The 22,184-nt window shown below is 34.3% G+C and carries 22 protein-coding genes; 18 read left to right on the top strand and 4 right to left on the bottom strand.

Annotated features, from left to right (window positions below; all coding sequences use genetic code 11):
• Nucleotides 1–82: 82 nt before the first annotated feature.
• From EZ428_RS17365 to truA, 12 genes are all read left to right on the top strand, one after another.
• Nucleotides 83–493, top strand: a complete 411-nt coding sequence (locus tag EZ428_RS17365) for a hypothetical protein (RefSeq protein WP_131554453.1) — start codon at nt 83–85, stop codon at nt 491–493.
• 75 nt (nt 494–568) lie between these two features.
• Entirely contained in the window at nt 569–1,048 is a 480-nt protein-coding gene (locus tag EZ428_RS17370; RefSeq protein ID WP_225871084.1) for an RNA polymerase sigma factor, read from the top strand.
• Nucleotides 1,045–2,415 carry a hypothetical protein gene (locus EZ428_RS17375; RefSeq protein ID WP_131554455.1) on the top strand — a complete coding sequence of 457 codons (1,371 nt, stop codon included), beginning with the start codon at nt 1,045–1,047 and terminating at the stop codon, nt 2,413–2,415. The genes EZ428_RS17370 and EZ428_RS17375 overlap by 4 nt, the downstream gene beginning before the upstream one ends.
• A 5-nt stretch (nt 2,416–2,420) precedes the next feature.
• On the top strand, nt 2,421–2,849 hold the full coding sequence (locus tag EZ428_RS17380; protein WP_131554456.1) for a hypothetical protein: 429 nt from the start codon (nt 2,421–2,423) through the stop codon (nt 2,847–2,849).
• 81 nt (nt 2,850–2,930) lie between these two features.
• Complete coding sequence (locus tag EZ428_RS17385) at nt 2,931–5,354, top strand: alpha/beta hydrolase family protein (protein WP_131554457.1); 2,424 nt, start codon at nt 2,931–2,933, stop codon at nt 5,352–5,354.
• 602 nt (nt 5,355–5,956) lie between these two features.
• Nucleotides 5,957–6,796 carry a ThuA domain-containing protein gene (locus EZ428_RS17390; RefSeq protein ID WP_131554458.1) on the top strand — a complete coding sequence of 280 codons (840 nt, stop codon included), beginning with the start codon at nt 5,957–5,959 and terminating at the stop codon, nt 6,794–6,796.
• A gap of 79 nt (nt 6,797–6,875) precedes the next feature.
• On the top strand, nt 6,876–7,349 hold the full coding sequence (locus EZ428_RS17395) for a DinB family protein (protein ID WP_165501804.1): 474 nt from the start codon (nt 6,876–6,878) through the stop codon (nt 7,347–7,349).
• Nucleotides 7,349–7,996, top strand: coding sequence for a hypothetical protein (locus EZ428_RS17400; protein ID WP_131554460.1), 648 nt, complete (start codon nt 7,349–7,351; stop codon nt 7,994–7,996). Before EZ428_RS17395 ends, EZ428_RS17400 begins: the two co-directional genes overlap by 1 nt.
• 146 nt (nt 7,997–8,142) lie before the next feature.
• The gene (locus tag EZ428_RS17405; RefSeq protein ID WP_131554461.1) at nt 8,143–10,020 is read left to right on the top strand and encodes a T6SS effector amidase Tae4 family protein; all 1,878 of its coding nucleotides are present in this window, start codon (nt 8,143–8,145) and stop codon (nt 10,018–10,020) included.
• A 5-nt stretch (nt 10,021–10,025) separates the two neighbouring features.
• Entirely contained in the window at nt 10,026–10,418 is a 393-nt protein-coding gene (locus EZ428_RS17410) for a hypothetical protein (protein WP_131554462.1), read from the top strand.
• Nucleotides 10,419–10,591: 173 nt separating this feature from the next.
• Entirely contained in the window at nt 10,592–11,362 is a 771-nt protein-coding gene (locus tag EZ428_RS17415; protein ID WP_131554463.1) for a hypothetical protein, read from the top strand.
• A 153-nt stretch (nt 11,363–11,515) separates the two neighbouring features.
• The gene (gene truA / locus EZ428_RS17420) at nt 11,516–12,313 is read left to right on the top strand and encodes a tRNA pseudouridine(38-40) synthase TruA (protein ID WP_131554464.1); all 798 of its coding nucleotides are present in this window, start codon (nt 11,516–11,518) and stop codon (nt 12,311–12,313) included.
• Between the two features lie 68 nt (nt 12,314–12,381).
• Here the strand turns inward: truA and EZ428_RS17425 are convergent, their stop codons facing one another.
• Nucleotides 12,382–13,596 (bottom strand): ABC transporter permease, encoded by a 1,215-nt coding sequence (locus EZ428_RS17425; RefSeq protein WP_131554465.1) that lies wholly within the window; start codon nt 13,594–13,596, stop codon nt 12,382–12,384.
• 81 nt (nt 13,597–13,677) lie between these two features.
• Here EZ428_RS17425 and EZ428_RS17430 point away from each other — a divergent pair, with 81 nt between their 5' ends.
• From EZ428_RS17430 to EZ428_RS17440, 3 genes are all read left to right on the top strand, one after another.
• Nucleotides 13,678–14,955: an exo-beta-N-acetylmuramidase NamZ family protein gene (locus EZ428_RS17430; RefSeq protein WP_131554466.1), complete on the top strand. Its 1,278-nt coding sequence runs from the start codon at nt 13,678–13,680 to the stop codon at nt 14,953–14,955.
• A 104-nt stretch (nt 14,956–15,059) separates the two neighbouring features.
• A complete protein-coding gene (locus tag EZ428_RS17435) occupies nt 15,060–15,278 on the top strand; it encodes a hypothetical protein (protein WP_131554467.1) in 219 nt (72 codons plus the stop codon).
• A gap of 11 nt (nt 15,279–15,289) precedes the next feature.
• A complete protein-coding gene (locus EZ428_RS17440) occupies nt 15,290–15,646 on the top strand; it encodes a hypothetical protein (protein WP_131554468.1) in 357 nt (118 codons plus the stop codon).
• On the opposite strand, the gene EZ428_RS17445 is transcribed toward EZ428_RS17440, so the two are convergent.
• On the bottom strand, nt 15,647–16,702 hold the full coding sequence (locus EZ428_RS17445) for a DNA topoisomerase IB (RefSeq protein ID WP_131554469.1): 1,056 nt from the start codon (nt 16,700–16,702) through the stop codon (nt 15,647–15,649).
• A 60-nt stretch (nt 16,703–16,762) separates the two neighbouring features.
• Here EZ428_RS17445 and fmt point away from each other — a divergent pair, with 60 nt between their 5' ends.
• On the top strand, nt 16,763–17,671 hold the full coding sequence (fmt, locus tag EZ428_RS17450; protein WP_131554544.1) for a methionyl-tRNA formyltransferase: 909 nt from the start codon (nt 16,763–16,765) through the stop codon (nt 17,669–17,671).
• 469 nt (nt 17,672–18,140) lie between these two features.
• Here the strand turns inward: fmt and EZ428_RS17455 are convergent, their stop codons facing one another.
• Both EZ428_RS17455 and EZ428_RS17460 read right to left on the bottom strand, forming a co-directional pair.
• Nucleotides 18,141–18,980 carry an aminotransferase class IV gene (locus tag EZ428_RS17455; protein WP_131554470.1) on the bottom strand — a complete coding sequence of 280 codons (840 nt, stop codon included), beginning with the start codon at nt 18,978–18,980 and terminating at the stop codon, nt 18,141–18,143.
• Nucleotides 18,981–18,983: 3 nt separating this feature from the next.
• Nucleotides 18,984–20,012: an RluA family pseudouridine synthase gene (locus tag EZ428_RS17460; protein WP_131554471.1), complete on the bottom strand. Its 1,029-nt coding sequence runs from the start codon at nt 20,010–20,012 to the stop codon at nt 18,984–18,986.
• Between the two features lie 199 nt (nt 20,013–20,211).
• Between EZ428_RS17460 and EZ428_RS17465 the strand changes: the two genes are divergently transcribed.
• Nucleotides 20,212–21,252: a DUF6588 family protein gene (locus tag EZ428_RS17465; RefSeq protein WP_131554472.1), complete on the top strand. Its 1,041-nt coding sequence runs from the start codon at nt 20,212–20,214 to the stop codon at nt 21,250–21,252.
• 53 nt (nt 21,253–21,305) lie between these two features.
• On the top strand, nt 21,306–22,184 hold the full coding sequence (locus EZ428_RS17470; RefSeq protein ID WP_131554473.1) for a 1-aminocyclopropane-1-carboxylate deaminase/D-cysteine desulfhydrase: 879 nt from the start codon (nt 21,306–21,308) through the stop codon (nt 22,182–22,184).

The raw sequence follows: 22,184 nt of genomic DNA on the forward strand, positions 1-22,184 counted from the left end.
GAGCAATTATTATTAAAAACCATTATTTTTCTTTAGGTGTAGCGTTTAACGATTTCCTTACGTATGGATTGTAAAACCTATAATGATGAAGAAACTAGTTTACATTTTTATGCTGATGCTTTTATTTACAGCCTGCAAAAAAGAAAATAATGCAAGAGATTTTAAAGGTACTTATACAGGAACATTTAGAACTATCGTTAACCAAAACATAGTTAGCACAGATTTCGAAATGACTTTAATTGATAAAACCTTTAAGGTTAACAAAGGAACGAAGTTAGCCAGTGGAGCATTTAAAGTTGAGGATACTAAAAGTGTAACATTTGCAGATCAAAATACTTGGACAGCAGATTTCGACTGGAATTTAATATTAAATGGCACTTATATTTACGAAGCTAAAGGAGATAGTTTAATTTTGACAAAAAGTTTAACAATAGCCTCAGATGTTAATCCGTCTATCACTTATCAATATAGATTAAAGCGTTCGAAACAATAAATGTCCAAACCCCAAACACCTAACCTTGAGGAGTTAATACATTATTGCAAATCAGGTGATCTACAGTCCCAGGAAATGCTATACAAGCATTTTTATGGCTACGCTTTGGGTATTTGTTTGAGGTATTTATATAATAGAGAAGATGCATTAGAGGCCGTTAACGATTCATTTATTAAAGTTTTTAAATCAATTGACAGTTTTAGGGAAGATGCTCACTTTAAGGCTTGGTTCAGAAAGATTTTAGTGAACACAGCCCTAGATTATAAAAGAAAAAACATGAGGTTTAGTCAAGCCATAGAATTGGTAGACACAGAGCCACAAACCACCTATTCATCTGCTTTAGATAACCTCTCTGCAAAGGATATTTTAGGCTTGATGAAAAATTTAAATGAGACGCAAAGTTTGGTGTTTAACTTATATGAAATAGACGGCTATTCTCACAAGGAGATTGGGAAAATGTTGAATATTCCAGAAAGCTCATCTCGAACTTATTTAACAAGAGCTAAACAAACACTGCAAAGTTTATTGATTACTCATTCAATATATAAAAGATGAAAGATATAGATGAAGAATTAGTATCGCAGATTAAAACTGTTTTCGAAAATTTTGATGATGAATTAAGCGACAACGGATGGGCGAAACTACGAGAAAAATATCCTGAAAAACAAAATAAAAAACTACCTATTTGGTGGATAAGCGGAATTGCGGCGGCTATTTTAATAGCTCTTGGCTTATTTTTCGCATTAGATAAATCTGCTCAAAAAATAGATAACGGACAGCAAATAGTAAAACAACAACCAGTCATCAAGCACAAAACTGACAGCATTATTAATAGACCTTCAATTGCCAAAAAACAAGAAACAAAACCTGCAGAAAATCCCACAGGAAATACTGCAGATAAATCACCACTTGTAGCACAAAAAACTGTACCTAAGGCATCCACTTGGGGAAAACCAATTGTAACGGATGTAAAAAAAGAAATTGTAATCGCTAAAGTAGAACAGCCTATTAAAAATGAAACCCTCACTAATCAGAAAGTAGTAGTTGTACAAAATCCAATCAATCAAAATGCTATTGCGGCAAACAAAGTTGATACAGCCCAAAAGATAAATAACCAAAATCAAGTAATTGCAAATAATAATGGAGCAGTAGTTAAAGATCCTGTAATCGTTAAAAAAACAACTGAACAGTTTTTAAACGACCAAAGTAAAATCTTAGCTCAAAAACCTAAGGAAGAACGAAAAACAAAAGAGACCAAAAGTTCTATTGAGGTATTTAGTGGTACATTTTTAAATTATTACGCAGATAATGCGGCTAAATTAAATGCAGGCTTTGGCGTAAATGCCAATGTTAAATTAACTAAAAGCTTGTTCGTTAGTTTCGGTGCAGGTGTTAGCCAAAATAAAATAGAATATCAAAAGAGCATTCCTAGCGAAGTTTCTCGCTCTATGTCTTCTTATTCTTTTGATGCGGCAAATGCAGCTCCAAATAATAACCCTGGTGCTTCAAATAGTACGAGCATTTCCGACATCAGCATAAATGCCCAATTGTTAAATTTTGATATACCTGTAAGCCTTAAGTTCTATCCTACCAAAAAGCAAAATTTCTATATAGCAACAGGAATTAACTCGAGCACTTACCTATCTCAAAAATATACCTATGGATATAATTTAAGCAATAAAAATGTTTTAGGTATAACACAAACTGCAAAGCAAGAAGAAACTGAAAAAAGCAGGATTAACGGGTTTGATTTTGCAACCAGTGCTATTTTCGCCATAGGCATTAACCAAAGTATTGGGAACAACAGCCTTACTTTCGAACCTTACTTTAAACCGGCTATTGGCAATATGGGCGAGAAAAACCTAAGGATAAACACAGTAGGCTTAAACTTAAAGTTCAATTTCACCTCGAACAAAAAATAAACGTTATGAAATTAATCAAAACCTACTTAGTAATGTTATTGGCAGCTCTTACCTTTATAGGCTGTAAGAAACAAACTAGCTTGGATCTGTCTGGCACTTACACCATAAAATCAAGTGCAAAATTATTTATTCCCAAAAACAGAAACATAGCAACGCTAACTGCTTCAGATTTTGCAGATAGTCGCTGTCCTGCTAATGCAATTTGCGTTTGGGAAGGTGTCGGTACAGTAAAAATTAAATTTAAAGACGAGGTTAAAGAGCAAACCATAGAACTATGCACTGGAGGCTGTGCTGTGGTGTCAAAATCTAAAGCTCAAGATATTACTTTAAACAACTTAAATTATACAGTAGAATTAACCGAACTATCTCCTTATCCAGGTACTGGAACAGCAAATTCAACAAAAAAAGCCACCATCGTCATCAAAAGGAAATAAAGTATCATATTTTTGATACATAAAGACTGGTTTATTCAATATTTTGTAAGTTTATCCTATCGGGAAACTTAAACTAACAAAATGAAGAAAATTATCCTAAACCTATTATTAGTTGCGCTAAGCGGAAGTGCTTTCGCTCAAGACGCAATTAGCTATCAAACGCCACCAAAGGCAATAGCAGACCTATTATTAGCAAAACCAACTCCCGGTGTTAGCATAGACAGTAAAGCTGAATGGATGTTGTTTAGCGAACGTAATTCTTATCCCTCTGTTGAGGAATTGGCAATGCCAGAATACCGTATCGCTGGTATGCGTATCAATCCGAACAACTATTCAGCAAGTCGCCAAACCTTCATCAATAACTTTAGTTTAAAGAATATTAAAACCGGCAAAACTTTAGCTGTAACAGGTTTACCTGTGCCATTATATGCAGGTGCTGTGAACTGGAGTCCAAGTGAAACTAAAATTGCCTTTACTAACACTACACCAACAAAAGTTGAGCTATACGTTATAGATGTGGCAACTGGAAAAGCAACCAAAGCTAACAAACAACCTATAAATGCAATCATGGGTGGTGGCGCAACATGGGTTGATGACAACACTTTGCTTTATAGAGTAATTACCAAAGCGGCAACCCTTGCCCCTGCTCGCCCATTAGCTCCAAAGGGACCAACCATTCAGCAAAATTTAGGCAAGGCTGCGCCAAGCGCAACTTTACAAGATTTAATTAAAACACCTTATGATGAGCAATTATTCGAGTTTTTTGCAACCTCTCAATTGGTTCAAAATAAAGCTGGCATAGAAACCCCAATTGGCAAACCTGCCATTTATAGTGGCGTTACCCTATCTCCTGACAAAAACTACATGATGGTTCGTACCATTAAAAAACCTTTCTCTTATCTAGTTTCTGCTGGCGGTTTCCCTTCAGTTTTAAGCATTACAGATAGAACAGGGAAAGTGGTTAAAATGCTTGCCGATTTACCATCTACAGAAGAAAGACCTTCTGGTTATGACAATGTTCAAAACGTACCTAGAGGTTTTGACTGGAGAGATGATGAACCGGCAACCGTAACCTGGACAGTTGCTTTGGATAGCGGATTAATCAAGAAAAACGTTGAGTACCATGATGCGGTAATGCAATTAACTGCTCCATTTAATGGAACTCCAAAAGAACTTTTAAAGACTAAAATGCGTTTCGGTGGTATCAGCTGGGGAAATCCTACCCTAGCCTTGGTTAGAGAAAACTCAAGAACTAAACAAACTTCTAAATTAAGTCGCTTTAACCCAACAACTGGCGCTTTAGAAACTTTGTACGAGTTAAGCACAAATGATGCTTACAACAATCCAGGTTTTCCTGTAACGGAGAAAAATAAATACGGTCGACAAGTAATTTTAACTACCGATGGTGGTACAAAATTATTGTTAAATAACACTACTGGTGCATCTGCCAAAGGCGATTTACCTTTCTTGGCAAAATTTGATTTAGCTACCAAGAAATCTGAAATTTTATGGAGAGCACAGCCAGGTACTTTTGAAATGGTTACTGATGTTTTAGACCCTCAAAAACTGGTTTTACTAACCCGTAGAGAAAGCCAAAAAGACGCGCCAAACTATTTCATTAAAAACTTGATGTTGCGCATAGCGGATGTTCAAATCACCAATTTCACCAACCCTTATGCACAGTTAGCAGGTGTAAAAAAAGAGAAAATCTCTTACAAACGTGCCGATGGCATTGATTTAACAGGAGATTTATATTTGCCAGCTGGTTATAACAAAGAGAAAGATGGACCATTACCTGTTTTAATATGGGCTTACCCTCGCGAATTTAACTCTGCTGCAGATGCTGCTCAAATTAGAGGTTCGCAAGATAAGTTTACTACTATAAGTTCTGGCGGTCCCTTATTTTTTGTAACCCAAGGTTACGCAGTGTTAGACAATGCCGAAATGCCAATTGTAGCTAAAGATGGCAAAAAACCTAACGATACTTTTGTGGAGCAATTAAAGTTAAATGCCGAAGCTGCAATTAACAAATTAAGCGATATGGGCATTGGAGACAGAAATAGAATGGCAGTTGGTGGTCACAGTTATGGTGCATTCATGACAGCAAATTTATTAGCTCACACTAATTTATTTAAAGCTGGTATTGCTCGTAGTGGTGCTTACAACAGAACTTTAACTCCTTTTGGTTTCCAAAACGAAGATAGAACTTATTGGCAAGCACCAGAATTGTATTACCAAATGAGCCCATTTAGTTATGCAAATAACATCAAAACACCAATCCTTTTAATCCATGGCGAAATGGACGATAATCAAGGTACCTTCCCTATCAATAGCGAGCGTTTATTTAATGCTATTAAAGGTCATGGCGGTACCACTCGTTTTGTGTACTTACCTTACGAAGCGCATGGTTACAGAGCCAAGGAAAACATTTTACACATGCTTTGGGAAATGAACACTTGGTTAGATACTTATGTTAAAAATGCTAAACCAACAGTGGCCAAGTAGATTTGAGATATGAGTATTGAGATGTGAGACATCACGCTTTAAACATCCGATGAGTTTTATAATTCATCGGATTTTTTTTACCTGTCATCCGATGAGTATAAAGCACCTTGCAAATCTCATCGGACGACTAAGATATTAGTTGTCTTTTTTGAAAAGTAATAGCAGTAATTCGTCTGAAAGTCCTGCCCTGTTTTCCGCTTTAGTCCCGATGAAAAATCTGGAGCTATCGCTGCAATCAGGTTTAATTTACGCAGGTTTTTGCTACTATGAGGGGTTGCAGTGCGCCAAGAACCACAAACTTTAATCACTAAACCTGACAGTCGCGAAAATCCTTTTTTGTCATCCTTAGCTCCGCCTGTACTGAGCTTGCCGAAGTGTCGAAGGACAAAAAAGATTGCAGCAAATGGCAGGACTGTAATTGCTATAGAACACTGACGTTAATTTTCAAAAACCTCTTTTAACTGCATTAGTTGGTAACGATGATATTCGAGCAAAGCGATTTCATTGCTTACAACAAAACATTAGAGGTACTTAACGATTATAAACTCATCATTTTGTATTAATTATTACCTTTACTTCATCACTCAAATTAAACCATCTCAATGAACCTAAAAACTTTAACCAAGGCTTTATTATTGTTTATTGTTTGTTATACAATAGCTAGTTCATCATTTGCTCAAAAACCAAAGTTTAAGGTAATTGCTTTTTACACTGGCAAAAATGACCAAGCTCACGTAAGTTTTGTACATGAGGCAAACAAAAAGTTTCCCGAGTTAGCAAAGAAATATAGCTTCAGTTACGACTCTACAGCTAATTGGGATAATCTAAATGCAGCATACTTATCAAATTATCAAGTCGTTTTATTTTTAGACACCCGTCCCGAGAAACCAGAACAACGTGCTGCATTTGAAACTTACATGAAAAACGGAGGTGCATGGATGGGGTTTCATTTTTCGGCATTTGCCTTAACTCCATCAGCTTATACACAAGATTGGGATTGGTACCATAATGAGTTTTTAGGTTCTGGGCAATATGGCAGTAATACTTGGCGACCAACATCTGCAATTTTACGGGTAAATAAAAAGCACCCTGCTACCAAAAAACTGCCAGAAACCTTTAAAGCTCAGCCTAACGAATGGTATAGATGGGAAAAAGACTTACGCAAAAACCCAGATATCGACATCTTAATGTCTATCGATTCTACAAGCTTCCCTTTAGGCACAGGACCAAAGACGCATGAGATTTGGCAAAGTGGCTATTATCCTGTAGTTTGGAGCAATAAAAAATATAAAATGATTTATGTAAACATGGGCCATAACGATATGGATTATGAGCATAAATACAATACATTCACTACTTCCCTATCTCAAACATTTGACAATGAAACACAAACCAAAATGATGATTGATGGCTTGTTGTGGCTGGGGAGTGGAAAAAAGTAGAAATCGTTATCCGTCCATCGTTTATCGTCTGTCGAGTAACCAACAACGACAAACAAACAACAAACAACGAATAAAAAATATGGAACAAGCAATCAAAGTAATCAAAGCATCGAGAAGCAAATTATTAAGCCTAGTAGAAGAGCTTTCTACAGAAGAATTAAATTATATCCCTACTGGATTTAACAACAACCTAGCTTGGCAAATTGGCCATATTGTAGTTAGTCAGCAGATATTATGTTATAAACTAGCAGGACAAAAATTTATCATTGAAGACGAGTTAATCGACTTATATAAAAATGGTTCGAAACCAGAAAGAGCATTTAGCGAAGCCGAAATAGCTCAAATGAAAGGCTATTTGCTAAGTACAATAGATCAGTTAGCAATTGATTTAACAAATGGAACTTTCGATAACTATACACCCTATACCATTTCTACTTATCCCGGTTTAACTTTAACCAATGTAAGTGATGCAGTAACATTTATTGTTTCCCATGATGGCTTACATTATGGCTGTAGTTTAGGGTTAAAAAAATTAGTTAAAAACAGGGCTTAATGAAGAGGGTTTCATTGTTGTTAATGTTATTTATCTTGTCTAAAGGTGTTTTTGCTCAAAAAACATATAAGGATAAATATTTTGGCATTAGCATTAATGAACCTAAAAACTGGATTGTTAAAGACAATAGTGCTTTTATAGATAGTTTAATAGGCGATAAAGTAAATGACAGTTTATTAGCTAAGGAAATTGAAGTTAATAATGGCTCACTCTTACTTGCTACATTCAATAAATATGACGAAAAGAAAAGTGGATTTATACCTATAATTCAAATTAACGTACTAAATAATCCCTCTGTTTTATTTAATGATTTTGAAGTGGACATGAAGGCCAGTGCAAATCTATATAAATCATTATACCAAGATTTTTCATTCATAACACAGCCCCAATCAGTTACCGTTAATGGAAAGAAATCAATCTATTTTAGTGGAAAATTTACACTAACAGGCACTAGGACTTTTCAAGTAAATATTGGCGGAAATAACTATGAACAAAATCAAACTTTAAAATATTTAATTCAAACAAAAGTGTATGCTATCCCCTATGGCAACTATTTTTTCCAGTTAAGTTTTACGGATAATTTAGACGTTAAGGATGATGAAAAACTGTTTGAAGATTTGCTCACTTCTATAAGAATTGGAAAATAACAGCCAAGATTAATCTATATATTAATGTTAGAACTCGAATAGAAAATATAGCTGTTCGAATAGAAAATAACCATGTCTGTATAAAATTCTTTCTTAATATAACCTCATTAATTACTTTCATTTTGGAAAACAAAAAACTAAACAAAATGAAAAACAAAAAACGCTTCTCTATGGCAGGGCTATGCAATGTCAAACCCATTTGGAAAAATTATTTTATACTTTTTTCTCTGATCCTTTTAGGATTATCCTTTAACTCTTGTAAAAAGGATTTACTTGTACCTGGAATGCCATCAGAAAACGATGGTAAACAAAAAATTAAAACCATTTCTTATACCGAATTTTTAAATTCCATTAATCTAAATAAGACCGGGACTTTAAAAACTACATTATCAAATGCTGCAAAGGGTAGCCAAGGAGCTGTAATGAATGTCAATTCAGGCTCAAATGGCTTTAATATCAATACTGACAGCATTAAAAGACTTACACTTGGCGACACAATTAGCTATGTGATAAGCTTAAAACCAGAAACACGTCATGCAGTTCAATTCCGCAACTTAACTATTCAGGTTTTAAATGATAATACAACTGCTTTCTTAACCACATATGTACCTACTCAAGAATGGGTAAAAGATTGGAAAAGCAAAAAACATTTAGGGTTTAAGGGAGAGATTTATGCAAATAAAATTGACTTGTCAGACATCCCTAAAATTAATGGACTGAACAGTTCAAGCCAAGGTTCAAAAGGAACTACAATGTCTCAAGGAAATGCTACTAGCGAAATCTTCATAAACCATAATAAGATTAGCCTAGCGCCAGGTGAATGTGAAGAATATGATGTTTATGAAACTGTAAGAATTCCTTGTAAATTTGGTCATTACAGTCGATCCGACTGTAGTTATCAAGAGACTTATGGAACTTGGGATGTCCTCCCAAACATAAATGACTGGCCACCATATGATGGGTTTATTTATGTGGGGGTCGCACTTAATTGTGCACCAGGTGTCTCCACACCTCCTACTGGTGGTGGAGGTGGAAGTACAACTCCAAATCCTCCAGGTGATTATGATCCTTGTGATTGCGACACACCACCATCAGTTTCTTTCAAGAACAGTTCTGGGGGTATAAGTAAACTAGCTATTGTACCTCCAAATTGTTGTGATGAAGATAATGGTGGGTTGTATCCATTGCCGACTATTGATCCTGTGGTTCAAGTTATTCAAAATCTTGCAATTGAACTTAATTTAACTAACGTACAGAAAGACTTTCTTTTAAACAACCAGAACATTGCTCTCGCTATTGAAAATTATCTATACACTTATGGGCGGACAACAGAGAATAAAGAATTTAGCAATTGGGGCATCAACTATTTAACTATAAATCCAACTGAAGATAGGGCAACATTTATAAAGAATTTTTTTACTGGTATAGAGAATAAAGATAGTGATACCGATGATAATACTTGGTATCAGAATACGGTTCAACAACAACAACAACTACCTTCTAAAATAGATTATTTCAATAGTTACCCAAAGAAAGTTGAAAATGGGTATGTATATGGGTTGAAATCTAGCGAGGTTTATACAATTATCGGAGGCTCTTTAGATGCAAAAAATAAAGCAGCAAATCCAGACTATCAAAATGCTTGTGCAATTAGAGGCTCAAGAGCTTTAAATTATGCAGGTATTACAATACCAGTAGTAGTGTATGACAATAAGAAAAAAACAGAACAAGGTGCTGATGGCAAAAACTACATTCTATCTGCAACAGCCTTTAGAAGGTTTATGACTGAAAAATTTGGAAATGCTACATATAAACTAACCTCACAACAAATTGGAAATGACAAAAGCAAAATTGTTGATTTTCTAAAAGGCAAAACAGGTATATTTGTTGTTACAAATATGAATCCTGGAACAGCTGGATATTCAGGTCATGTTGACTATATAATTAATGGATCTTGTATAAATGGGTCAAACACAAATCCAAAAGGCGGTATTGATAAAATAGAAATTTGGGAACTAAATTAATTAATATGAAAAATATTTTTCTTTTTGGCATTTTATTTTTGCTTGCGAATTTTTCTTTTGGACAGAAACTTGATAAAAAGCAATGGATTAATTTTTACAAAGAATATGCAACCTATAGGTGTTTGTGTGAAGTTACAGATAACAAGGTTGAACAATATCTATCCACTAAAAAAGATGTATCATTCTCCGTACATTCTGAATTTTTAGGTACATATATAGAAAAGGCAGATTCAATTGGTCGTGATTTTGCGAAAAATATGCGCCCTATACAAGTTGATAAAGAAAACGATTTATTTGGGATGAACACAAACTTTAAAAATTGCTTATTATTCTACAAAAGTAAGTCTTTAGATAGCATCGCTAAAAAATCTTATCAAGGTTTCAGTAAGGGAAGATAGATTTCTTAACTCATGGCTCTGTTAAACTTAATCTTCAAGAGGTCATTAAAGACCTCTTGAAGATTCTAAAGTACACTTGGAGAAGGGACCGATATATTAAATTGGACAATTAAAAGCCCTTCTTAAAACGAAGGCTTATAAATCAAACTATAAGCATAATTAGAACAAAAAAAATGTATCAAATCATTATAAAACACCGCTTTAAGTTCTTATGTATCCTACTTCTATTTATTACAAATATAACGTTTGCACAAACAAAACCATTTGAACCAAAAATGGGTTCAATCTTCTTGGTAAAGGAAAATAGGGTCATAGATAGCAAAGCCTTTGAAGAAACCTTTAACATTTTTATAAAAGAATTCATAAAGGGTTTGAAAGATAAAATGGTTAAAGAATACAAATTAGCTAATAAGCCAATGGATACTTTGCAATTAAACGAAATTGCTGCACCAATTAAGGAGCTTTTATTTGAAACAATAAGTGAGCCGGGCAAGAAATCATTTGCCATTGAATACAAGGCAGATAAAATATTTTATACTCAATTAGATGATGAAAATAATAGCAATGAACTGTATTATTTTGACAAACTAAAAAATATTGTAATCAATAGCTTTAACCAAAGCCAATTAGTAGATTATTTTAGACAGGAGCAAATTATTTCAATTAAGGAATATAGAGAGCAAACAAAAATTATCCAGGGATACAAATGCTTCAAGGTTATATACCAATATAAAGAGAATTCAGAAAACGAAGAAATATTTATGCCTCCTATTGTTTATACAAGAGAACTTTGGGTAACAGAGCAATTGAAATCTCCATTTCATTTTGCTGTGAAAGCGAATGAAATCCTTTCTAAATACTATCCACTTGAAATTGTCGAACATATAGATAAAATTAGTGGTTTAGAAACAACTTATATTTTAACATCAATTAATTTAAAGTGATTTAAGTGCTAGTTATTCATTGATCTTTAAGTAACCCCATAATCTGCTTTATCCCTTAATCTTCGAGAAGTCACGGAAGACCTCTCGAAGATTCTAAATAGATATGAAATGTAGGTTTTTCACCGACAAACTCAGAAATCCTATCTTTGCAAAATGAGATACTTCTTCCACATTGCTTATAACGGACATACTTACAGTGGTTGGCAACGCCAGCCAAAAGTAAACAGCGTACAAGAAGTAATTGAGAATAAACTGAGCAATATATTTAAAACACCCATTACCATTAATGGTTGCGGAAGAACTGATTCTGGTGTACACGCCAGTCAGTTCTTTTTTCACGCAGATATTGAGCAAGAATGGGATTTTGATTTAGCATTTAGGTTAAATAAAATTTTACCTCATAACATAGCCATTTTTGATATCATCCCTTTGGAAGGCAAGCCACATGCCAGATTTGATGCCGTACAACGGAAATACGATTACTACATTCACACCTACAAAAATCCATTTCTAAATCAATTGAGCTCTTATTACGATGTTAGGGATTTGAATTTAGAAGAGATGAAAAAGGCAGTACAACTCTTAACTCAATATAAAGATTACAGGGCTTTTTGTACCACGCCTGATAAAAACGAACATACCATTTGCAATGTAATGGAAGCTAAATTATTTACTACAGCAAATGGCGATCATATCCGTTTTCACATTGCTTCTAATCGTTTTTTAGGCAAAATGATTAGAATAATTACGGGTAAGCTCTTAAAAATTGGCAACGGAAATATGAGTGTTGATGAGTTTGAACACCTATTGATCACCTTAGAAACTCCTGGAATGTTGGAGATTGCGCATCCCACTGGTTTATATTTATCTAAAGTAACCTATCCCTACTTAAATTTACCACTCAGAACAGAGTTCTCGGGCTTACAGCAAAAAGATTGGATTGAAATATAGTATTGAGTAGAGCGTATTGCGTATTGCGATTAGTTTCTTCGGACTTTCCGACTTCCAAACTTTCCTGACTACTTAAACCTTATAGCCTTTAGAGGGCTTATTCTACTTACCAAAAGCGAAGGGATAATCAAAACGATTGTACAGATAATAACCGTTGCTATATTTAGTAATAATACATCTACAAAATGTACTTCCATTGGCACATAAGCCAAGTAATAATTAGTTTGTTCGAGCTTAAAAAGATGTGTTGTAGTTTGAAAATAGGCAATTCCTAAGCCTAAAATATTCCCTAGAACTAATCCAATTCCAACTAAATAAATGGCATTATAAAGGAATATCTTCATCACGCTTGTATCAGAAATACCCATTGCTTTTAAAAGTCCAATCATTGAGGTTCGTTCCAAAATCATGATCAGCAATGCGGTAACCATATTAATTACACCAACAATCATCATTAAAATGAGCAACACTTTTGTGTTTACATCTAACAAGGAAAGCCAAGTAAAAATTTCTGGCGTGCTTTCTTTCACAGACCTCGACCTTAATTTTAACTCTAAATTGGCATAAACACTATCGGCGATAGGCTGTAAACGAGCAAAATTCTTAACCCTAACTTCTATGCCACCCATTTGATTGGGTTCCCAGTTGTTTACACTTCTAATGATATTGATATCGCCAATGGCAAAACCCTTGTCTATATTTTCGATGCCTACATTGTAAATTCCTATAATTTTAAACTTCCTTTTTTTAGGGGGATCTTGAACAAAATGCATTAAAAAACTGTCGCCAATTTTAAGTTTCATTCGTTTTGCAGTATAATCTGAAATTAAGATCTGATTGACAGCGCTATCAGCAAAATTGATAATGGTTCCAGCTACTAAATGTTTCTTAATGAAGGCCCAGTCGTAGGTTTTATCTATTCCTTTAAAATTAATACCTTCTACTTCGCCATTGGCAGAAATAATAGCGGGTTTGGTGGCAAAAGGATAAAATGAAGCAATATTTCTATTCCTCTTTAAATAAGAAAGTGTCGAATCATTAGGTATAAAGGGAGATTTCTCAAACGAACCATTTAAATCGAAACGATAAATCTGTACATCGCCAATAAAGCCCCTTACCTTGTCTTGTATTTCTGTTTTAAATCCCTTAATAATCGCTATAGAAAGTATCATCACAGCCAAACTGAGCATTACTCCAGCAATCGCAATGCGAACAATTAACTTGCTAAAAGTACGTTCAGATTTTATGGCTATTCGCCCAGCTATGAAATATTCTATATTCAAAATTTGTAATAAGTTGTAACTTAGCAAAAGTGCTAATTCGAAATCGATTTAGCGTATATTCTTTTTAAAAACCTTTAAGAAATGAAGAAATTATCTTTTCTATTCACATTGATTTTTACTATTGTTGTATTAACTGCTTGCGGACAAAGCCCAAAAACTAAGCTTAATCCTAAAGTACCAAATCCTTACAAAGTTAAAGCCGAAGATATTGATAAGCCAAAAAATAAACCTTCAAAATTTAGAACTGGAGCAGAACAAACTGAAGTATACTTACCATTGCTTAAAGGAAAAAGAATTGGAATGGTAGTTAATCCCACTTCAATTATTGGCAAACAAACATCGGTTGATAGTTTGGTAAAAAGAGGTGTAAATATTGTTAAAATATTTGGTCCAGAACATGGTTTTAGAGGAGATGCAAGCGCAGGTGTAAGTATAGACGATGCAGTTGATGCAAAAACTGGCATAAAGGCAATTTCACTATATGGCAAACATAATACGCCAACAAAAGAAGACATTGCTGATGTAGACATCATGATTTTCGACATACAGGATGTTGGCGTTCGTTTTTACACCTACATTAATACTTTGCAACGTGTAATGGAAGCCTGTGCTCGTGATGGTAAAGAAGTATTGATTCTAGATCGCCCAAACCCTAATGGTTTTTACATTGATGGCCCTGTTTTAGACCCTAAGTATAAATCTGGTATTGGTATACAACCTATCCCAATTGTACATGGCTTAACAGTTGGCGAATATGCACAAATGTTAAACGGCGAAGGTTGGTTAAAAGATAAGTTAAAATGTAAAATCACAGTTATTAAAAATACAGGATATACACATGACATGCCATATGTATTGCCGGTAAACCCATCGCCAAACTTAAATACTGCACAATCTATTTTACTTTATCCAACTACTTGTTTGTTCGAGGGCACCTATTTAAATCATGGTCGCGGAACCATGTATCCATTTACCATTGTTGGTGCACCCTACCTAAAAGGAAAATTTGATTTCTCTTTTACTCCAAAAAGTATAAAAGGAATGAGTGAAACTCCTTTATTTATGAATGAGGTTTGTTATGGCTTAGATTTAAGAAATTACGATACTGAAAACTTTAGGAAGACAAAAATGTTAAACTTAAGCTGGATAATAGAACTATACAAAGCTTCGCCTCGCAAAGCAGATTTCTTTAACAATAAACTAAGTGCTGAGGTTGGTACAATAGAAGCTCGTATTGGTGTGGGAGATTTTAGACAGCAAATTATAGATGGAAAATCTGAAAAGGAAATCCGTGCAAGCTGGGAACCTGGATTAAGTAAGTACAAACTAATGCGTAAAAAGTATTTGCTTTATCCATAGCTTTTGTCAGCCGATTGCTATAGGGTCTGAGCAAAGCGAATAGTCTGATTCCGTATTCTTTTCTAGATAATAAATAAGATTTCAAACCAATAAATCGCAATGCCATGAACAACGAAGCAAAAAAGAAAAATGAAGAAGCATCAAGTAATTTTTTAGAACCACAACCAAAAGGTAAGGTAGATAAAGGAGATAAAGTTGTAAAAAAACCAGCTGATAAGGTTTATACAAAAGATCCTGCAATGGCTAAAACCAAAAATCCGGCCCAGCAAAAAGAAAATAGCGAGCAGCCTGTACATTCGGTAAATGATACCCCAAAAGAATAATTAAATCTTATATGACTGAAGAAAATTCAATGCTATCTCAAGAGGAATTGAGGAAAAAGGCTTATTTAGAAGGACTAAAACTTTCAAAATCTGGTATGGATAGAGAAATCATTTATGCTCGACTAGAAAAACAAGGCATTCCTGAAGAAATAATCGAGAATGTAATTCAAAATTTATTCATACAGCAAAAAAAAGAAAAAATTGATCATTTAACTCCTTTTTATAATGTAGCATTATTTAGAATAGGAATAGGATTGGCAGCTGCAGCTATATTTTATCTTATATCTCCAAATCAATTTTATATTCCTATTGGTCTAATTGGAGGAGGAATATTATCTGCATTTCTAATTAAAAGAAATATGAAATGATCATTTTTTAGAAACTTTAGATTTCACCTGTTTTAAAAACTGCAATAAAATCTTCTCATCATTTTGCATGGCCGTTGTGCTATTTGGTTTGTTAGTATTTATTTTCTTTAAATATTTATGCAAGCCATCTTCTTCATAAACAGTTAACAGCATCGGATAAACGTAAGAACTTTTACAAACTGCCCTTGTGTTTCCTAATTTACTGGCTACGCAGTCTAAAACTTCAACAATAGCCTTCTTTTTAGGTAGTTCCGGGTTTTTAACCGAACAATTAGCTAATTGCCGTAAGGCTTCCAATGTGCCGCCCCAAGTTCTAAAGTCTTTAGCAGTAAAATCATTTCCAGTAATTTCTCTGATGTAGTTATTAATCATTCCAGAATCTACAGATTTATGCTCCTTACCATTAGTATAAAATTGAAACAGCTCTTGGCCTGGAATGTCCTTACACTTTTTTACGAGTTGAGCTAAAGTTTTATCATTCAATTGCACTTCTTGTTTTACTCCTTTTTTGCCCACAAAACTTAAAGTAGATCTACTTCCATTTTCCTTAAAATGATTATCCTTTAAAGTACTCAAACCATAACTACCGTAAGTCTTTTTATAGCTTTCATTGCCAATTCTGATTAAGGTTTTCTGCATTACCTGCAAACATATAGCAAGTACTTTTCGTTCATCAAAATCTTTTCTTCTTAAATCTTTGGCAATTTTCTTACGAGCGTCCGTTAAAGCCTTTCCAAATTCTAGAAGCCTAAAATATTTGTGTTCAGACCTTCTAGATGTCCAATCTGGATGATAACGGTATTGTTTTCTCCCCGCAACATCTACACCAATAGCTTGTAAATAACCATTCTTCTTTGGCGAAATCCATACGTCTGTCCAAGCAGGTGGTAAAACCAGTTTTTTAATCCTATCTAAATCTTTTTCATTTTTAATACGCTCTCCATTTTTATCTACATAATAAAAACCACCGGGTTTCCCCTTTCTATAAATACCTGGTTGCTTGGGATGAACATATACCAAGCTGCTAGAATCAATCACTTCGGAAGTAGGAACCATATAGATTAAGGAAAATATGAGTGAAATTTTTAGTTATTTTGTTCTGTAAAACAACATATGATGAGAATAGTTTTTATGGGTACGCCCGATTTTGCAGTTGCTTCATTAAGTGCCTTACAACAAGCAGGTTTAGATATTGTTGGTGTAGTTACCGCAGCTGACAAACCTGCCGGACGTGGTCAAAAATTGAGCGAAAGTGCCGTAAAAAAATACGCTGTAGAAAATGGATTAAAGGTCTTACAACCATTAAAATTAAAAGACCCAGACTTTATTGCCGAACTTAGCGCTCTAAATGCAGATTTATTTGTTGTAGTAGCTTTTAGAATGTTGCCAGAAATTGTGTGGCAAATGCCTAGCAAAGGAACAATTAATTTACACGGTTCTTTATTGCCTCAATATCGCGGGGCTGCACCAATTAATCATGTTATTATTAATGGCGAAAAAGAAAGTGGTGTAACTACATTCTTTTTAAAACAAGAGATTGACACAGGAGATATTATTTTTTCTGATGCTGTAGAAATTACAGACGATGAAACTGCTGGTGATTTACATGATAAATTAATGGCAATTGGTGCTAAATTGATTGTGAAAACGGTTATAGCTATTGATGCTAATGATTATAATGAAGTGCCACAACCGCAAAGTGAGGAGTTAAAATCGGCACCAAAAATATTTAAGGAATTCTGTAAAGTAGATTGGAACCAAAGCACTCAAACTGTATACAATCATATCCGTGGCTTAAGCCCTTATCCAACTGCTTTTACTATTTTTAACGAGAAAACATTAAAGATATTTAAAGCAGAACCCGAAGACAAAGAGCCTGCTATTTCTGCAGGAGCTTTTTTAACTGATGGAAAAACTTATTTAAAATTTGCTACCAAAGATGGTTTTATTAAAGTAACTGACGTTCAGTTTGAAGGCAAAAAGCGAATGTTGATTGATGAGTTTTTGAGAGGGATGAGGTTATAGTGGTTAACTGTTTGAGTTGGTTAATCGGTTAATTGTTGAGTTTGATGGCTTGCTATCAAGGTTCCTTAATTTAAAAGGATTTAGAAAAGCTCCTTCGGAGTCCCTTTGGGACAATCAGCAGCTTCCATTATTGTGAGTTGGGCTATACTTTACCTGCCTAAACGCAGGCAGGCAATCTTTTTATGCCCTTCGACTATGCTCAGGGTGACATAAAAAGTATTTTCGTTACTATCCTGCCTGCCGGATAGGCAGGTTTAGTTTACGTAGGTTTTTGTAAAATTTAGGGCTGTACAATGTCAAGAGCCAGACACTTTGTTAAATAAACCCGATTGAAGTGGATCCCGATTCTTCATTGGGAGGAATGAAAAGCGGAATTGTATTTGCCAAGAACTACTTACATTCGTTTTCCGGTCTTCGAAAAGGTTTGGCTTGACACTTAACTTTCGGACTTTACTGACTTTCCGACTATTTAAATTAACCCATTTAACTTTGCGCTCAAATCTTTTGCTACTTCGTTAAAATAACGCTTTTTACCATAACCCATTATCCACCTAATTCCGCTACTGGCATTAGTAACAAAAACTTCTTCTGCTTCATTTAAAATATCTGGATTGATTTGAGCTTCTATTAAAGGCAAATTATACATTTTAGCAAGCTTTAAAACTACACTTCGCATTACACCTGCAACGCAACCCTCAGATAAGGCAGGTGTATAAATTTGATTTTGATAAACTACAAATATGTTTGAGCTAGTGCTTTCGCATAAAAACCCATTTTGATTTAAAATCATTGCCTCATCTAAACGATGTTGTTTCTGAAACAATGCTGCCATTACATACAACAGTGCGTTACTGGTTTTGAAGTTAGAAAGCTTGTTTATTTGTTTAGTTAGTTCGTCATAAACATCAATAATTAAACCTTTCTGATTGAGTTCATATTGAGGTTGCTCTAGAGGAATACTCTCAAATAAATAACCTACTTTATTGCTCTGTGGTGTATACAAGCCTTCACCATCACGATAAACCGATAACCTAAAACGCACATTACCATTTAATTTATTCTTCTTGAGCAACTCTGCAGTTTTTTGCCTTAAAAAATATTCGTCTAGCAAAGCATAACCTTCCATTTTTAAAGCTTTCATACCAGCTCGTAAACGATCTGCATGTTGCTCGGCAAATTGCAATTTTCCATTACACATTCGCATAGATTCAAATAAACCATCGCCAAATTTAAAACTACGATTGCCAGCCTTAATTACAGCTTGCTCTGAAGCGAAAAATTCGTCGTTAAATAAAATATATGTAGACATGATTTATTGAGGCAGTGCTGCGTAATTTCTCCATTTTAACAATACAGATTTAAAATCTTCTGGTAAAGGTGCCTGAAACTCCATGTATTTTTGTGTTGTAGGATGTATAAAACCTAATGTTTGGGCATGTAAGGCTTGACGAGGCAACATTTCGAAACAATTGCTTACAAACTGTTTATATTTAGTAAAGGTTGTTCCTTTTAAAATTTTATCGCCACCATAATTGGCATCGCTAAATAATGGGTGACCAATATGTTGCATGTGTGCTCTAATTTGGTGCGTTCTACCTGTTTCTAGCTGACAACTAATTAAAGTTACGTAACCTAACCGTTCTAAAACACTGTAATTAGTAGCAGACCATTTACCCTTTTCTTCATCATCGTATACATCCATGATGATTCTGTTTTTTAAGCTACGCCCAATAAAACCTTCTACCCTCCCATCATTTTCAATATCGCCCCAAGCTAGTGCTATGTATTTTCTGGTAATAGTATGGTCAAAAAACTGCTTGGCCAGCTTGGTCATTGTAATTTCGTTTTTGCTAATAAGCAAAAGTCCAGAAGTGTCTTTATCAATTCTATGCACTAAACCTGGTCTACCATCATTACCAGGCAAAGTTGGTAATTGTTCAAAATGATAAGCCAATGCATTTACTAAGGTTCCTGTATAATTATTAAAACCTGGGTGAACAACCATACCGGCTGGCTTATTCACGACCAATAAATCTGCATCTTCATAAATAATATCTATCGGGATATTTTCTGGGTAAACCTCCGTATCACGTGGTGGATGAGCAAATACAATTGAAATTTCATCAAAAGGTTTAACCTTGTAGCTAGATTTAACGGTTTTTTTATTTACCAAGACATTCCCAGCATCTATGGCATTCTGAATTCTATTTCTTGACGCATTTTCTAGACGGTGCATCAAAAACTTGTCAATACGAAGCAAAGACTGTCCTTTATCTACAACAATATTAAAATGCTCAAATAAATCCTGCTCTTCTTCCTGATCAATAATGTTGTTTTCCATACTGCAAAAATAGGATTAACAATTTGATAATTTTAAAAAAAACCAAATGGCTTAGTTTTTGTTAATGTACAATCACCAATATTAAAGTACAACCTATGGAAAACTTTACCCAAAATGTTAAAATTGTTCTAAACTTTTTTCCTTATCTGCTAAGAAAGATATATTTTCGTCCCTGATAACCAATCAGATGAACGAAAAAATGAAAAAAAAACGATCTCTACTAAAGCACTTAGTTGTTCTTAGTGCTTTTTTATTTCCATTAAATTTAATGGCTCAACAAGATGTGGGTGATTTATTCAAATCAGGCCCAGCTGATGCAACCAAGTTGGTTGACGCATATATGAATCCACTTTTTAAAGGTCTTGGTGTAGGCTTAAACTCTGGATGGCATAATACAGCAAAAGCAAAAAGTTTTTTACGTTTCGATTTGCGCATTACAGCTACAGCAGCTTTTGCCCCAACAAAAGATCAGTCATACAACACAAATAATCTAGGGTTGCAAAACATTAAACCGTCTTTAGGCCAAAATGGTATTGGCCCCACTGCCCTAGGAGATGACAACGAGGGATCAACCATGGATATCCTGATTAATGGTGTTCCTTCAGGCAAGACGTTTAAACTACCACAAGGTTCAGGAATTCACTTTGCTCCTTCTCCTCAAGTTCAACTAACTGTGGGTTTACCAAAAAATATTGATATCTCTTTACGTTTAGTACCTAGCATTAAATTAGGTGACGATGCTGGAAAAATTAATATGTTTGGCGTTGGCGCTAAAGTTGAGATCTTGCCTTTAATTATGGGTAAATCAGACAAATTAATTCCGTTTGATTTAGCTATTGCTTTAGGGTTAACAAGGTTAAACTATAATCTACCTTTGGATATAAATAATGGTAAATATTCTAATCAAGAGATAGACATTAAAATTAATGGGTTTAGTGCTGAAGCCATTATTTCTAAGAAAATTTTGTTTTTCACACCATTTGCAAGCGTAGGCTACAATTCTTCTAACTCTAATCTTAAAGCATTAGGGTCATATGACTTTGATTCACCAACTATTGGGAACCCAAACAATACACAAACATTTACGGATCCTGTAAATTTAAAAAATGGCGAAATAAATGGACTTAAAGCATCATTAGGTTTCCAATTAAATTTAGCATTTTTAAGAGTATATGGATCTTATACTAAAGCTCAATACAGTTATGTAAACGCTGGTATTGGTTTCGGAATAGGTAAATAATATTTTAAAACGTCATTTAAAAAGCTTCTCTTTGGGGAAGCTTTTTTTGTTTAATGCAAACCCACAGTCCAATCCATCAAATTAATTTTCAGTCGTTAAAGCCAATTTGGGTTAAGCGAGATGATTTGATTGACCCCTATATTTCTGGCAATAAATGGCGTAAACTCAAATACATTTTAAAAGATGTAGTTATTAACGGAAAAACTCATTTAGTAACTTTTGGTGGGGCATATTCTAACCATTTAGTGGCAACAGCTGCGGCAGCTGCTAGAAACAGCTTAAAGGCTACGGCTTTTGTGCGTGGTGAGGAAGTAGCAAATGAAATGTTATTGCTTTGTAGGTTATTTGGGATGAGCTTAATCTTTACCGACAGAGAAAGTTATAGGGACAAACAACAACTATTTGATAAAAATTTCGGTAATGATGGTGAAGCTTATTATATTGATGAAGGCGGTGCAAGTGAAGAAGCAACTATAGGTTGTGCAGAAATTATAACTGAACTAAACGAACAATATGATCATATTTTTTGTGCAGCTGGAACAGGAACAACTGCAGCAGGTTTACTAAAAGGAATTAATAAAACAGGGTTAAATACTCAATTAAATGTTATTCCTATTTTAAAAGGTGGAGAGTTTATTGAAAATGAAATAAGCAAATATGAATCAGATTTAAATAAACTGAAATTACATACTGAATATCATTTCGGTGGCTATGCCAAAACAAGTCAAGAGTTATTACAATTTATGAAAACATTTTCTGCAGAAACTGGAATGTTAATAGATCCCGTTTATACTGCAAAAATGTTTTTTGCCATTAATGATTTATACAATAAGGATTATTTTAAAAAAGATGCAAAAATATTAGCCATCCACACGGGCGGATTGCTTGGCATTTTAGGGATGAAAGATAAATTAAATGAGGCTATGAAATAA

It is taken from the genome of Pedobacter frigiditerrae (assembly GCF_004331645.1).
GTDB lineage: Bacteria > Bacteroidota > Bacteroidia > Sphingobacteriales > Sphingobacteriaceae > Pedobacter > Pedobacter frigiditerrae.